Origin of the sequence: Brevundimonas sp. (assembly GCF_035627475.1) — a bacterium.
Taxonomy (GTDB): domain Bacteria; phylum Pseudomonadota; class Alphaproteobacteria; order Caulobacterales; family Caulobacteraceae; genus Brevundimonas.
Genome location: NZ_DASPLR010000046.1, coordinates 84,457 through 96,767 on the forward strand (window position 1 = coordinate 84,457; position 12,311 = coordinate 96,767).

14 protein-coding genes are annotated in these 12,311 nt (G+C 69.2%); 2 read left to right on the top strand and 12 right to left on the bottom strand.

The features are described from left to right. Window positions 1–44 precede the first annotated feature (44 nt). The 9 genes from VEA62_RS12895 to VEA62_RS12935 all read right to left on the bottom strand — a co-directional run bounded on the left by VEA62_RS12895 (window position 45) and on the right by VEA62_RS12935 (window position 5,578). The gene (locus VEA62_RS12895) at window positions 45–281 is read right to left on the bottom strand and encodes a hypothetical protein (RefSeq protein ID WP_324822418.1); all 237 of its coding nucleotides are present in this window, start codon (window positions 279–281) and stop codon (window positions 45–47) included. Next, window positions 274–549, bottom strand: a complete 276-nt coding sequence (locus VEA62_RS12900) for a hypothetical protein (protein WP_324822421.1) — start codon at window positions 547–549, stop codon at window positions 274–276. The genes VEA62_RS12895 and VEA62_RS12900 overlap by 8 nt, the downstream gene beginning before the upstream one ends. Before the next feature lie 240 nt (window positions 550–789). After that, complete coding sequence (gene truA, locus VEA62_RS12905) at window positions 790–1,527, bottom strand: tRNA pseudouridine(38-40) synthase TruA (RefSeq protein WP_324822424.1); 738 nt, start codon at window positions 1,525–1,527, stop codon at window positions 790–792. After that, on the bottom strand, window positions 1,527–2,453 hold the full coding sequence (fmt, locus tag VEA62_RS12910; protein ID WP_324822427.1) for a methionyl-tRNA formyltransferase: 927 nt from the start codon (window positions 2,451–2,453) through the stop codon (window positions 1,527–1,529). Before fmt ends, truA begins: the two co-directional genes overlap by 1 nt. A 17-nt stretch (window positions 2,454–2,470) precedes the next feature. Further along, the gene (locus VEA62_RS12915; RefSeq protein WP_324822429.1) at window positions 2,471–2,698 is read right to left on the bottom strand and encodes a hypothetical protein; all 228 of its coding nucleotides are present in this window, start codon (window positions 2,696–2,698) and stop codon (window positions 2,471–2,473) included. Next, entirely contained in the window at window positions 2,698–3,282 is a 585-nt protein-coding gene (gene def, locus VEA62_RS12920; protein ID WP_324822432.1) for a peptide deformylase, read from the bottom strand. The genes VEA62_RS12915 and def overlap by 1 nt, the downstream gene beginning before the upstream one ends. A 57-nt stretch (window positions 3,283–3,339) precedes the next feature. Continuing rightward, a complete protein-coding gene (locus tag VEA62_RS12925; protein ID WP_324822434.1) occupies window positions 3,340–3,948 on the bottom strand; it encodes an SOS response-associated peptidase family protein in 609 nt (202 codons plus the stop codon). A 50-nt stretch (window positions 3,949–3,998) separates the two neighbouring features. After that, on the bottom strand, window positions 3,999–4,388 hold the full coding sequence (locus VEA62_RS12930) for an acyl-CoA thioesterase (protein WP_324822437.1): 390 nt from the start codon (window positions 4,386–4,388) through the stop codon (window positions 3,999–4,001). Beyond that, complete coding sequence (locus tag VEA62_RS12935) at window positions 4,388–5,578, bottom strand: acyl-CoA dehydrogenase (protein WP_324822440.1); 1,191 nt, start codon at window positions 5,576–5,578, stop codon at window positions 4,388–4,390. The genes VEA62_RS12930 and VEA62_RS12935 overlap by 1 nt, the downstream gene beginning before the upstream one ends. Before the next feature lie 140 nt (window positions 5,579–5,718). Here VEA62_RS12935 and VEA62_RS12940 point away from each other — a divergent pair, with 140 nt between their 5' ends. Both VEA62_RS12940 and VEA62_RS12945 read left to right on the top strand, forming a co-directional pair. After that, window positions 5,719–5,985 carry a DUF6356 family protein gene (locus tag VEA62_RS12940; RefSeq protein WP_324822443.1) on the top strand — a complete coding sequence of 89 codons (267 nt, stop codon included), beginning with the start codon at window positions 5,719–5,721 and terminating at the stop codon, window positions 5,983–5,985. A 175-nt stretch (window positions 5,986–6,160) separates the two neighbouring features. Beyond that, complete coding sequence (locus VEA62_RS12945) at window positions 6,161–7,396, top strand: CaiB/BaiF CoA-transferase family protein (RefSeq protein WP_324822445.1); 1,236 nt, start codon at window positions 6,161–6,163, stop codon at window positions 7,394–7,396. On the opposite strand, the gene VEA62_RS12950 is transcribed toward VEA62_RS12945, so the two are convergent. Genes VEA62_RS12950 through VEA62_RS12960 form a run of 3 tightly spaced genes read right to left on the bottom strand, consistent with a single transcriptional unit; the run spans window position 7,365 to window position 12,264 of the window. Further along, entirely contained in the window at window positions 7,365–7,682 is a 318-nt protein-coding gene (locus VEA62_RS12950) for a putative signal transducing protein (RefSeq protein WP_324822448.1), read from the bottom strand. The genes VEA62_RS12945 and VEA62_RS12950 overlap by 32 nt on opposite strands. Before the next feature lie 11 nt (window positions 7,683–7,693). Beyond that, window positions 7,694–9,226, bottom strand: a complete 1,533-nt coding sequence (gene odhB / locus VEA62_RS12955) for a 2-oxoglutarate dehydrogenase complex dihydrolipoyllysine-residue succinyltransferase (protein ID WP_324822451.1) — start codon at window positions 9,224–9,226, stop codon at window positions 7,694–7,696. 35 nt (window positions 9,227–9,261) lie between these two features. Then, window positions 9,262–12,264, bottom strand: coding sequence for a 2-oxoglutarate dehydrogenase E1 component (locus tag VEA62_RS12960; RefSeq protein ID WP_324822454.1), 3,003 nt, complete (start codon window positions 12,262–12,264; stop codon window positions 9,262–9,264). Between the last annotated feature and the right edge of the window lie 47 nt (window positions 12,265–12,311).

Sequence of the window (12,311 nt, forward strand, 5' to 3'; positions counted from 1 at the left end):
GTCCGCAATGGGTCGGAAACTGACGGTGGCGTGGGAAACGGACGTCACCGTGGTGGCGGTAGACGGCGTTTCGCCTCGGCAATCATCCATTCGACCTTGTCGAGCGGAACGCTGTTCCCGAATGTAGATACGGACATGGAGCCATCGACGTCGGAGTAGAAGACTTCCGCCAGCGGCGCGGTGTCCATCGAACCGTCGCTCAGTTCGAGATACATGCCATCTCGCTCAGCGACGTCGCTGCCCATCACCAGTTCATAGGTGTTGCCGTCCAAGTCAGACATCGGTGCCTCGCTGGCCCGTTTCGATTTCGGAGCCGCCCATGTGTCGAACAAACGCCTCCCGCACGCTGGAACGGAAAGTCTTGGCCTCCGAGCCATCCGGGTCCCAGCCTTCCGCCTTGAACAGGGCGTCGGCGAACTCCTCAGCGGTCAGGACGCCAAACTCAGGAAGGAAGTGGTCAACGTGCAGCGGTTGGCCATCGACAACGGAACCACAGAACCCGAGGCGGACGCAGACTTCTTCCAGCAGGTTGTCAAAGGCGGCTCTCATCGTTTGACCGTAGCGAAGCCGGGGAGGTCCGCAATGGGTCGGGGGCCGCCATTGGCTTCCTCCTGAAGATCGACTTACCCGCCTCTGCCCGTCATCCTCGGGCTTGACCCGAGGATCAGACCGTCCGGCGCCCGGTGGCTGAGCTTGCGGTCACAGGCGTCGGGCCGTCTCCGTCGCACAGCCCCGCCCCACGTCTGATCCTCGGGTCGAGCCCGAGGATGACGGTGGGGGGTATGGGCGTCAGTAGCTGACGCCCGTCAGATACAGGCCGTCCGACGGCGCCACGGGTCCGCACGCCGCGCGGTCCTTCGCCTCCAGCGCCGCCGCCACGTCTTCGACGGCCCAGCGGCCCTGACCGACCTGGGCGAGGGTGCCGGTCATGGAGCGGACCTGCCGGTGCAGGAACGAGCGCGCCTCGAACTGCAGACAGATCTCGTCGCCGTTGCGGAAGATGCGGGCGACGTCCAGCGTCTTGACCGGCGATTTCGACTGGCAGTTCACATCGCGGAAGGTGGTGAAGTCGTGCAGGCCGACCAGGGCCTGCGCGGCCTCATGCATGGCCTCTTCGTCCATCCGCTTGCGGATGTGCCAGACCCTGCCCTTGTCCAAGGCCGGCGGACCGGCCCGGTTGAGGATGCGGTAGAGGTAACTCCGCCCCGTGGCCGAGAAGCGGGCGTGCCAGTCGGGGTCGGCCTCGACGCAGTGCAGCACCGAGACCGCCTCCCCGGCCATGTGGGCGTTGAGGGCGTTCATCACCGTCTTCGCAGGCCAGGTCTTTTCGAGATCCACGCCGATCACCTGACCGGTGGCGTGGACGCCGGTGTCGGTGCGGCCGGCGGCGGCGATGCGCACCGTCTCGCCGCAGAAGGCGGTGATGGCCCGCTCGACCGCGCCCTGCACGGTCGGCTGGTCGGTCTGGGCCTGGAAGCCGTTGTAGCCCGAGCCGTCGTACTCCAGCGTGAGCCTGTAACGGGGCATCAGGCCAGAACCGTCCCGGCCGGGATGGCGAAGCCGCGCAGCATTTCGTCGGCCGGCTGGGCCGCCTTGCCGGGGCGCTGCACGGTCAGCAGCCGGACGACGCCGTCGCCGCAGGCCACGCGCAGGCCACCCTCCAGCACCTCGCCCGGTCGGCCCTCGCCCGGGCCGGAGACGCGCGACATCAGCGCCTTGATGCGGACCGGGCCCTCGGGTCCGGTGGCCTCGAACCAGGCGCCGGGGAAGGGCGAAAGGCCGCGGATGTGGCAGTCGATCTCCGCCGCCGGGCGGGTCCAGTCGATGCGCGCCTCGGCGGGGGTGATCTTGCGGGCGTAGGTCGGTTCGCCGGTCTGGGGCGTGCCCTCGACCCCGCCGCGCTCGATGGCGGCCAGCGCCCGCGGCCACAGGCTGGCGCCGACATGCGACATCCGCTCGGACAGGGTCGCGGCGGTGTCGTCGGGGCGGATGTCCATCACCTCGGACAGCAGGATCGGGCCCTCGTCGAGGCCCTCGGACATGCGCATGATCTGGACGCCGGTCTGGCGGTCGCCGGCCATGATGGCCCGCTGGACCGGGGCCGCCCCGCGCCAGCGCGGCAGCAGCGAGCCGTGCAGGTTGAAACAGCCGAGCCGGGGGGCGTCGAGCACCTCGGGCTTGAGGATCTGGCCGTAGGCGACGACGCAGGCGGCGTCGACCTCGAGGCTACGGAAGGTCTCTATGGCCTCGGCCGCCTTCATCGAGGCGGGGGTGAAGACCGGCAGACCCATGGTCTCGGCGAAGGCCTGCACCGGCGACGGCGTCAGCTTCTGGCCCCGCCCGCGCGGCTTCGGCGGCTGGCTGTAGACGGCCACGACCTCATGGCCGCTGGCGATCAGCTCGGCCAGCGAGGGCACGGCGAAGTCGGGGGTTCCCATGAAGGCGAGGCGCATGGGTCGCCTTTAGGGGTTTAGTCCCAGCGCGTGAAGACGCCGCCGCCCTCGTCCCATTCGCCGCCGGCGTCGAGCGCGTCGTCGAAATCGAGCAGGCGGTCGATCAGGATGCCGGCGACCACGCCGACGGCGGCGACGGCGACCAGGGAGACGAGGCTGGCCACGCCGACCTTCTCGTTGCGGGTCAGCCGGCGGCGGCCGGTCGGGTCGATGATGCGGTCGCGGTTGCGCTTGAGACGGGCCATCAGGCGGCCAGCCTCGCCGCCTTCCTGACCTTGGCCACGGCCCGGTCGCGCTTCAGGCGGGACAGGTGGTCGATGAACAGCACGCCCTCGAGGTGGTCCATCTCGTGCTGGATGCAGACGGCGTAGAGGCCGTCGCACTCTTCCTCGACGGTCTGGCCGGCGTAATCCATGTAGCGGATGCGGACGCGGGCCGGGCGTTCGACGGCGTCGTAGACGTCCGGCACCGACAGGCAGCCCTCCTCGTACTGGAACAGTTCGTCCGAGGTCCAGACGATCTCGGGATTGACGAAATAGCGCGGGTTGCGCCGGGCGTGCTCGTAAGCGGCGCGGGCCTCGTCGGAGGCGTCCGCGGCCGGCTCCTCGACGTCCTCGCGGTCGCCCAGGTCCATGACGATGACCCGGCGCACGTCGCCGATCTGCACGGCGGCCAGGCCGATGCCCGGCGCCGCGTACATGGTCTCCAGCATGTCGTCCATCAGGGCGCGCAGCTCGTCCGTCACCGGGCCTTCGACCGGGCGGGAGACCTGCTTCAGCACCGCCAGGTCGGCGGGGTTGTCGATGGTGAGGATGCGACGGACGGCCATGGCGGGGAGGTAGGCGGCGCGGGCCCGAACGTCAAGATTTCCCAGTCGCGCGCTAGGTTATGTCCGGGGCGGGCGGGGGGCCGCGGCGGCGGCAAGCGTCCCGGCCGGCGGCGGCTTCAGCAGGTCTTCGGCCGGCCGGCGGTCGAACAGCCAGTCTGCCCAGTCCTGCGGAGCCAGCGGCAGGACGCCGCGGTCGTGATAGGGCGCGACATCCGGTCCCGGCTCGGCGGTCAGCAGCGAAAAGGCGTCGGCCGCGCCCTCCGCACCGCCCCGCCAGATCGCCGCCAAGGCCACGAACGGCTGGTCGGCGCCCCGGAGAATCCACCGGGTCTTGGGGTATTTGTCGCCGGTGAACTCGTAGAAGCCGGACACCGGGACAAGGGCGCGGCCGCTGGTCGGGCCGTTGGAGAAGCGGCGGCCCTCGGAGCGGAAATTGATCACCGGCGGCCGTTTCGGCGCGGGAGGCGGGAAGCCGAAGCGCATCTCAACGAGTTCGGCCGTCCCGGAATCCGCCGCGCGCACGGCCCGGGACAGGTCGGTGGGGCGGACCTCCTCGACCGGCTCGATGTTCGGCAGGCCGCCCGGGAAACGCAACGGAGCGCCATGCCGGTCGAACGCCTCGACCAGCTGGGTCACGGAGAAACGGGCTTCATAGGAGGCGCACATGGCGGCCAGGATAGAGGGTTCCGCGCCCGATGGCAGCGTCGAAGACGGACCTAGGCGGCGCCGGGGAGGATGCGGGGCTTCCTGTCGTCCCCGATCGCGACATAGGTGAAGACGCCCTCGGTGACCCGCACCGCCTCGGCGTGGGCCGCATTGCGCGAACGCTTCCAGGCCTCGACATGGACCCGGACCGAGGTGCGGCCCGACTTGACCACCGTCGCGTGCAGCGACACCTCGTCCCCTACCGAGACGGGCTGATGGAAGACCATGGCGTCCAGCGCCACCGTCACGCAGCGGCCCTGGGCCAGCTCGAAGGCCGGGGTCGCCCCGGCCAGGTCCATATGGGCCAGCAACCAGCCGCCGAAGATGTCGCCCTCGGGGTTGGTGTCGGCCGGCATGGCGATGACCCGGCCGACGAGGCGGCCTTCCGGCGCATCGCCCATCAGAAGGCGCTCTCGCCGGTGATGGCGCGGCCGAGGATCAGGGCGTGGACGTCGTGGGCGCCCTCATAGGTGTTGACCGTCTCGAGGTTCATGGCGTGGCGCATGACGTGCATCTCGCCGGTGATGCCGGCCCCGCCGTGCATGTCGCGGGCGACCCGGGCGATCTCCAGCGCCTTGCCGCAGTTGTTGCGCTTCATCATCGAGATGGCCTCGGGGACCCAGGCGCCCTGATCGAGCAAGCGGCCCAGCGCCAGCGCGCCCTCGAAGCCGAGGAAGATCTCGGTCTGCATGTCAGCCAGCTTCTTCTGCACCAGCTGGCGCGAGGACAGCGGGCGGCCGAACAGCATGCGCTCGCCGACATAGTCGCGGGTCAGGTGGAAACAGGCCTCGGCGGCGCCCATGGCGCCCCAGGCGATGCCGTAGCGGGCCTTGTTGAGGCAGGAGAAGGGGCCGCGCAGGCCCTTCACGCCCGGCAGCAGATTCTCTTCCGGCACGAAGACGTCGTTGAGGCCGATGTCACCGGTGATCGAGGCGCGCAGGCTCAGCTTGTCGCCGATCTTGTCGGTGGTGAAACCGTCCATGCCCCGCTCGATGATGAAGCCGCGGATCGTGTCGTCCAGCTTGGCCCAGACCACGGCGAGGTCGCTGATCGGGCTGTTGGTGATCCAGTATTTGGCGCCGTTCAGCTTGTAGCCGCCGTCGACCTTGACCGCCTTGGTCTTCATCGAGGCCGGGTCCGAACCGCCGTCGGCCTCGGTCAGGCCGAAGCAGCCGACCAGTTCGCCGGCGGCCATTCTTGGGAGGAAACGAAGTTTCTGCTCTTCGGAGCCGAAGGCGTAGATCGGGTACATGGCCAGCGATGACTGGACGCTCATGGCCGAGCGGTAGCCAGAGTCGACCGCCTCGATCTCGCGCGCGATCAGGCCGTAGGCGACGTGGCTGACGCTGGAACCGCCGTACTGTTCCGGCAGCATGGCCCCGAGGAAGCCCATCTCGCCCAGCTCGGTCATGATGGCGCGGTCGAAGGTCTCGTCGCGGAAAGCCTCGACCACCCGCGGCAGCAGCTTCTCGCGGGCGTAGGCCCTCGCCGACTCCTGGATCATCCGCTCGTCGTCGGTCAGCCGGCCCGACAGGTCCAGCGGGTCGTCCCAGCGGAAGGTCTTGGCGGGAGAAGCGGAGCCGTCGGCCATGGGCGGGTCTTTCCTGAAGCGTGCCGGGGTCGCCGCGGCGTCACACGATGGTGACGGGCGCCCCCTGTTCCGGCGGGCGGTTTAGGCCAGAATGACGCCGACGGGTAGAGGCCCGGCCCGATCCAAGCTAGGCTGTCATGATGATCCAGACGCTGAATCGCCTGTTCGTCGACCACCCGCGCGAGGTGAAGGAAACCTATTTCGAACATATGGCCGCCTCGTCGCAGTTCGGATTCAGACTGCTGAAGCTGGCCGGTTGCGCCTTCCTGCACGCGATCGTGCCGGGCGTTCACAAGGCCACGGTCTCCCGCTCGGTCTGCTGCATGGCCGAGGAGATGGACGGCCGCGCCCGCGAGGCCCGCGAATGCCGGATGCGCAACGCCGGGGTGTGGGACCCGGGGCTCTAGAGTCCCTCTCCCCTTGCGGGAGAGGGTGGCGGCCGAAGGCTGACGGGTGAGGGGTCGCGCCGGTCTGTGGGATTCGTGGCCGCGCCCTGACGCTTCCCCGACCTGTGCGACCCCTCATCCGACCCGCTGCGCGGGCCACCTTCTCCCGCAAGGGGAGAAGGGATAGTTACGCTTGATGACCCAAGCCCAAGGCCCCCTCTCAGGCGTTCGCGTTCTCGATCTCAGCCGCGTCCTCGCCGGCCCGTGGGCCACCCAGACCCTCGCCGATCTCGGGGCCGAGGTGATCAAGATCGAGCGGCCCGGCGCCGGCGACGACACCCGGCACTGGGGCCCGCCGTTCACGACCAGGGAAGACGGCTCGAAGGGCGACGCGGCCTATTTCCTGTGCGCCAACCGGGGCAAGAAGTCGGTCGAACTCGACATCGCCACGCCCGAAGGCGCCGCCATCGTCCGTGAACTGAGCAAAACCTGCGACGTGGTGGTCGAGAACTTCAAGACGGGCGGGTTGAAGAAATACGGCCTCGACCACGCCGCCCTGTCGGCGATCAATCCCCGGCTGGTCTATTGCTCGATCACCGGCTTCGGCCAGGACGGGCCGGACGCGCACCGGGCCGGCTACGACTACATGATCCAGGCCATGGGCGGGCTGATGTCGGTCACCGGCCAGCCGGACGGCGCGCCCGGCGCCGAGCCGATGAAGGTCGGCGTGGCCGTGGTCGACCTGTTCACCGGCCTCTACGCCTCCAACGCCATCCTCGCCGCCCTGCTGCACGCCCGCGCCACCGGTCAGGGCCAGCATATCGACATCGCCCTGTTCGACGTGCAGGCGGCCATGCTGGCCAATCAGGCGACCAACTATTTCGTCTCGGGCAAGGCCCCGACGCGGATGGGCAACGCCCACCCCAACCTCGCCCCCTACCAGCCCTTTCCGTGCACGGACGGAATGGTGGTCATCGCCGTCGGCAATGACTCCCAGTTCCGGGCCCTGGCGCAGGCGCTGGGCGCGTCCGGCCTCGGCGCCGACCCCCGCTTCGCGACCAACGCCCTGCGCATCGAGCACCGCGCCGCGCTGACCGCGGAGCTGTCGGCCCTGACCGCCGGCCTGACGATGAAGGCGCTGATGGCGGCGCTGGAGGCGGCCGGGGTGCCGTGCGGGCCGGTCAACACCATCGATCAGGTCTTCGAGGAGGCGCAGGCGAAGCATCGCGGGCTGGAAGTGACGCAGGCGCGGGCCGACCTGTCGGGGCCGGTCCGCACCGTCGCCTCGCCGATCCGGATGTCCGCCACCCCCGTGGCCTACGACCGGCCGCCGCCGGCGCTGGGCGAGCACACGGACGAGGTGCTGGGGCCGCTGGGCGCCGACCGCGAACAGGGAAGCCTCAGCGGCCGACGAGAAAGCCCAGGCCGATGAGCGTCAGGACGGCCACAAGTCCCGCCTTTCGGGCTGCTTTCGGAAGAACGGGATCGGCGTTCTCGATCCGCTCGGCGCCACCCCGAAGAGCCTCGAGCAGGGCGCGGGCGGCGCCGGCCTGATTGTCCGGCACGGACAGGTTCACGCCGCCGAGCGCCTGCAGGACGAGGAAATTGACCTTGGCGTGCTCGGCCCCGCCCAGCACGGCGTCGTAGCCCTCAGCTCTCAGCCGGGACGCCACGATCTCGGCCTCATAGACATCGGCGAAGCGGGCGATCTCGATCATCGCCCGGTTCCCTACAGATCCAGCAGCGCCCGCGCCGGGTCCTCAAGCAGCTCCTTGACCCGAACGAGGAAGGTCACCGCCTCCTTGCCGTCCACGATGCGGTGGTCGTAGCTCAGGGCAAGGTACATCATCGGGCGGATCTTGACCTCGCCGTTCACCGCCATCGGGCGCTGGACGATGTTGTGCATGCCGAGGATGCCCGACTGCGGCGCATTGAGGATCGGCGTCGACATCAGCGAGCCGTAGGTGCCGCCGTTGGTGATGGTGAAGGTCCCGCCCTGCAGGTTCTCCAGCGTGAGCTCGCCGTCCCGCGCCGCCTTGCCCAGCGCCGCGATGCCCTTCTCGATCCCCGCCAGCGACAGCTGGTCGGCGTCGCGCAGCACCGGCACGACGAGGCCCTTCTCGGTGCCGACGGCGATGCCGATGTCGTAGTGGTTCTTGTAGATGATGTCCGTGCCGTCGATCTCGGCGTTGACTGCCGGAATCTCGTGCAGGGCCTGAACCACGGCGCGGGTGAAGAAGCTCATGAAACCCAGCTTCACCCCGTGGCGCTTCTCGAACACTTCCTTGTACTGGCTGCGCAGGGCCATTACGTTGGTCATGTCCACCTCGTTGAAGGTGGTCAGCTGGGCGGCGGTGTTCTGCGATTCCTTGAGGCGCCGGGCGATGGTCTGGCGCAGCCGGGTCATCTTGACCCGCTCCTCGCGCGGCTGGTCGGCGCGCGGCGCGGTCGGGGCGGCGGCCGGAGCCGGAGCGGCCGCCTTGGGCGCGGCGTTTATGGCGGCAAGGGCGTCGCCCTTGGTGATGTTGCCCTTGGGCCCGGTGGCCGCGATGGCCTTGGGATCGAGGTTGTTCTCGCTGACCACGCGCTGGACGGCGGGGGACAGGTGAGGGGCGTCCGACTTCGTCTGGGCCGAACCGGTGTTGGCGGGCGCGGCCGGGGCCGGCGAAGCGGCGGCGGCGGCGCCAGAAGCCGCGATGCTGCCGATCTGCTGGCCCGGGGTGACGGTCGCGCCCGCATCGGCCTCGATGGTCAGGACGCCGGCGGCGGGAGCCGAGACCTCGACCGCGACCTTGTCGGTCTCGATCTCGACCAGCAGCTCGTCCTTGGCGACCGTGTCGCCGGACTTCTTCAGCCAGGTCCCCATCGAACCCTCGGCGACGCTCTCGCCCATGACGGGGGTCATGATGGGCACCGTGCCGCCGGAGGCGGCGGCGGGAGCAGCCGCAGGGGCCGGTTCGGCCTTCGGCGCTTCAGCCCTGGGAGCCTCGGCCCTGGCGGGCGCCTCGGCGGCCGGCGCGGCGGCCGCGCCTTCGCTGACCACGCCCAGCACGGCGCCCGGCGTCACGGTCTCGCCGTCGGGAGCCTTGATCTCGGCCAGCACGCCGTCGGCGGGCGACACCACCTCCAGCGAGACCTTGTCGGTCTCCAGTTCGACCAGGACCTCGTCCTTCTTCACCGGATCGCCGGCCTTCTTCGTCCACTTGCCGATGGTGGCTTCGGTGACGGATTCGCCGAGGGCGGGGGTCAGGATGTCGGCCATGGTCGGGTCCAGGTCTCGTTCAGCTATTCAGGGTGTCAGGCGAAGGCGTCGGTCAGGAAGGCGTCGAGTTCTTTCAGGTGCCGGCTCATCAGGCCCGCGGCGGTCGAGGCCGAGGCCGGGCGGCCGACGTAGCGGGCCCGTTTGGCCTTCACGTTCAGCTTCTCCAGCGTCAGCTCCAGCCACGGATCGACGAAGGTCCAGCCGCCCATGTTCTTGGGCTCTTCCTGGCACCAGACCAGTTCGGCGTCGGGGAAGCGGGCCAGTTCGGTCATCAGCGACTTCATCGGCCAGGGATAGAACTGCTCCAGCCGCATCAGATAGACGTCGTCGATCCCGTCCCGTTCCCGCCGCTCCAGCAGGTCGTAATAGACCTTGCCCGAGCACAGGACGACGCGGCGAATGTCCTTGTCCGCCTTGATCTTCACGCCCGCGGCCTCGGGCCGGGTCTGGGCGTCGTCGTGCAGCACGCGGTGGAACGAGCTGCCCTCGGCCATGTCGGCGAGGGTCGAGACCGCCTTCTTGTGCCGCAGCAGGCTCTTGGGCGTCATGATGATCAGCGGCTTGCGGAACGGCCGGTGCATCTGGCGGCGCAGGATGTGGAAATAGTTGGCCGGCGTGGTGCAGTTGGCGACCTGGATGTTGTCCTCGGCGCACTGCTGCAGGAAGCGCTCCAGACGCGCCGACGAATGCTCCGGCCCCTGTCCCTCGTAGCCGTGCGGCAGCAGCATGGTCAGGCCGCACATGCGCAGCCATTTGCGCTCGCCCGAGGTGATGAACTGGTCGATGACCACCTGGGCCCCGTTCACGAAGTCGCCGAACTGGGCTTCCCACATGACCAGGGTGTTGGGGTCGGTCAGGGCGTAGCCGTATTCGAAGCCCAGCACCGCCTCTTCCGACAGGGCCGAGTCGATGACCTCGAACTCGGCCTGACCCTCGCGCAGGTTGTTGAGCGGGACGTAGCGGGCCTCGGTGGTCTGGTCGACGATGCCCGAATGGCGCTGGCTGAAGGTGCCGCGCACCGAGTCCTGGCCCGACAGCCGCACCGGGAAGCCCTCGTCCAGCAGCGAGGCGAAGGCCAGGCTTTCGGCCGTGGCCCAGTCGATGTTCTCGCCGGTCGTGATCATCTCGCGCCGGCCGTCCATGACGCGCTTCAGCGTCTTGTGCATGTCGACGTCGTTCGGAATGGTCGTCAGCCGGTGGCCGAGGTCCTTCAGCTTGGCTGCCGGGACGGAGGTGGCGCCGCGGCGCTCGTCGCCGTCCGGCAGGCCGATGCCCTGCCACTGGCCGTCCATCCAGTCGGCCTTCTTGGCCTCGAAGGCCTTGCCGGCCTCGAACTCGGCGTCGAGGAAGGCCTCGAACCGCTCGACCTCGGCGTCGACCGCCGCCTGGTCGATCACCCCCTCGGCGATCAGGCGGGCGGCGTAGATCTCACGCGTCGACTTCAGCGCGCGGATCTTCGAATACATCAGCGGCTGGGTGAAGGTCGGGTCGTCGCCCTCGTTGTGGCCGAAGCGGCGGTAGCAGAACATGTCCACCACCACGTCCTTGTGGAATTTCTGGCGGAACTCGGTGGCCACCTTGGCGGCGAAGACCACCGCCTCCGGGTCGTCGCCGTTGACGTGGAAGATCGGCGCCTGGACCATCAGGGCCACGTCCGACGGATAGGGGCTCGACCGGCTGTTGCGCGGGCTGGTGGTGAAGCCGATCTGGTTGTTGACCACGAAATGGATCGTCCCGCCGGTGCGGTAGCCCTTCAGCCCCATCAGGGCGAAGCACTCGGCCACCACGCCCTGGCCGGCGAAGGCGGCGTCGCCGTGGATCAGCAGGGGCACGACGCGGGAGCGGTCCAGCGCCCATTGCTCCGACGGCTGACCGGCGTTGGCCTCGCGGATGTCGAACGCCTGTTTCGCCCGCGCCTTGCCCAGCACCACCGGATTGACGATCTCGAGGTGGGACGGGTTGGCGGTCAGCGACAGGTGGACCTTGTTGCCGTCGAACTCGCGGTCCGACGAGGCGCCCATGTGGTATTTGACGTCCCCCGAGCCCTCGATGTCGGACGGCACGGTCGAGCCGCCCTGGAACTCGTGGAAGATGGCGCGATAGGGCTTGCCCATCACCGCCGCCAGGGTGTTCAGCCGCCCGCGGTGGGCCATGCCCAGCACGATCTCGTCGACGCCAAGGGCGCCGCCGCGCTTGATGATCTGCTCCAGCGCCGGGACCATGGCCTCGCCGCCGTCCAGGCCGAACCGCTTGGTGCCGGGGAAGCGCTTGTGCAGGAAGCGCTCGAAGCCCTCGGCTTCGATCAGCTTGTTCAGGATGGCCAGCTTGCCTTCCTTCGTGAAGGCGTTCTGCTCGAACTTGTCCGAGCCTTCGAACCGTTCCTGCAGCCAGGCCTTCTCCTCCGGCTCGGCGATATGCATGAACTGGATGCCGATATGGCCGCAGTAGGTGCGCTTCAGGATCGCCAGCACCTCGCGGATGGTCCCGGTCTGCAGGCCCAGCACGCCGTCCAGATAGATCGGCCGGTCGAGGTCGGCCTCGCTGAAACCGTAGAATTCCGGCGTCAGCTCGGGGTTCTCGGTCGGTTGCTCGATGCCCAGCGGGTCCAGCGTCGCCTGCAGGTGACCGCGAACGCGGTAGCTGCGGATCAGCATCAGGGCGCGGATCGAATCGTGGGCGGCGGCCCGGATGGCCTCGCTCGACACCGCCGCGGACGGCGCGGCCTCGGCGGCCTTGGCCGGCGCGGCGCCGGCCTTCTTCGGATCAGGCTTCGGCGCGGGCCAACGGCCGTCGAACACCGCGGCGTCCTCGGTCGGCTCCGACACCGGCGAGCGGCCCCAGGCGCCGGCTGCGCCGGCGGCCTTCACCGTCTCGGCATTGTCCCGCAGCTGGTCGAAGAAGGCGCGCCATTCGCCGGAAACCGACGCCGGATCGGCGGCCCATTTCTCGTGCAGATCCTCGATGAACGAGGCGTTGGAGCCATACAGGAAGCTGGTCTCGGCAAAGACCTGGTTCAGCCGACCGGCATCGTCCGCCATTGTTCTCGTCGCGTCCCTTGGGCGGCGCGCGCACGTCTGCCCGCTGC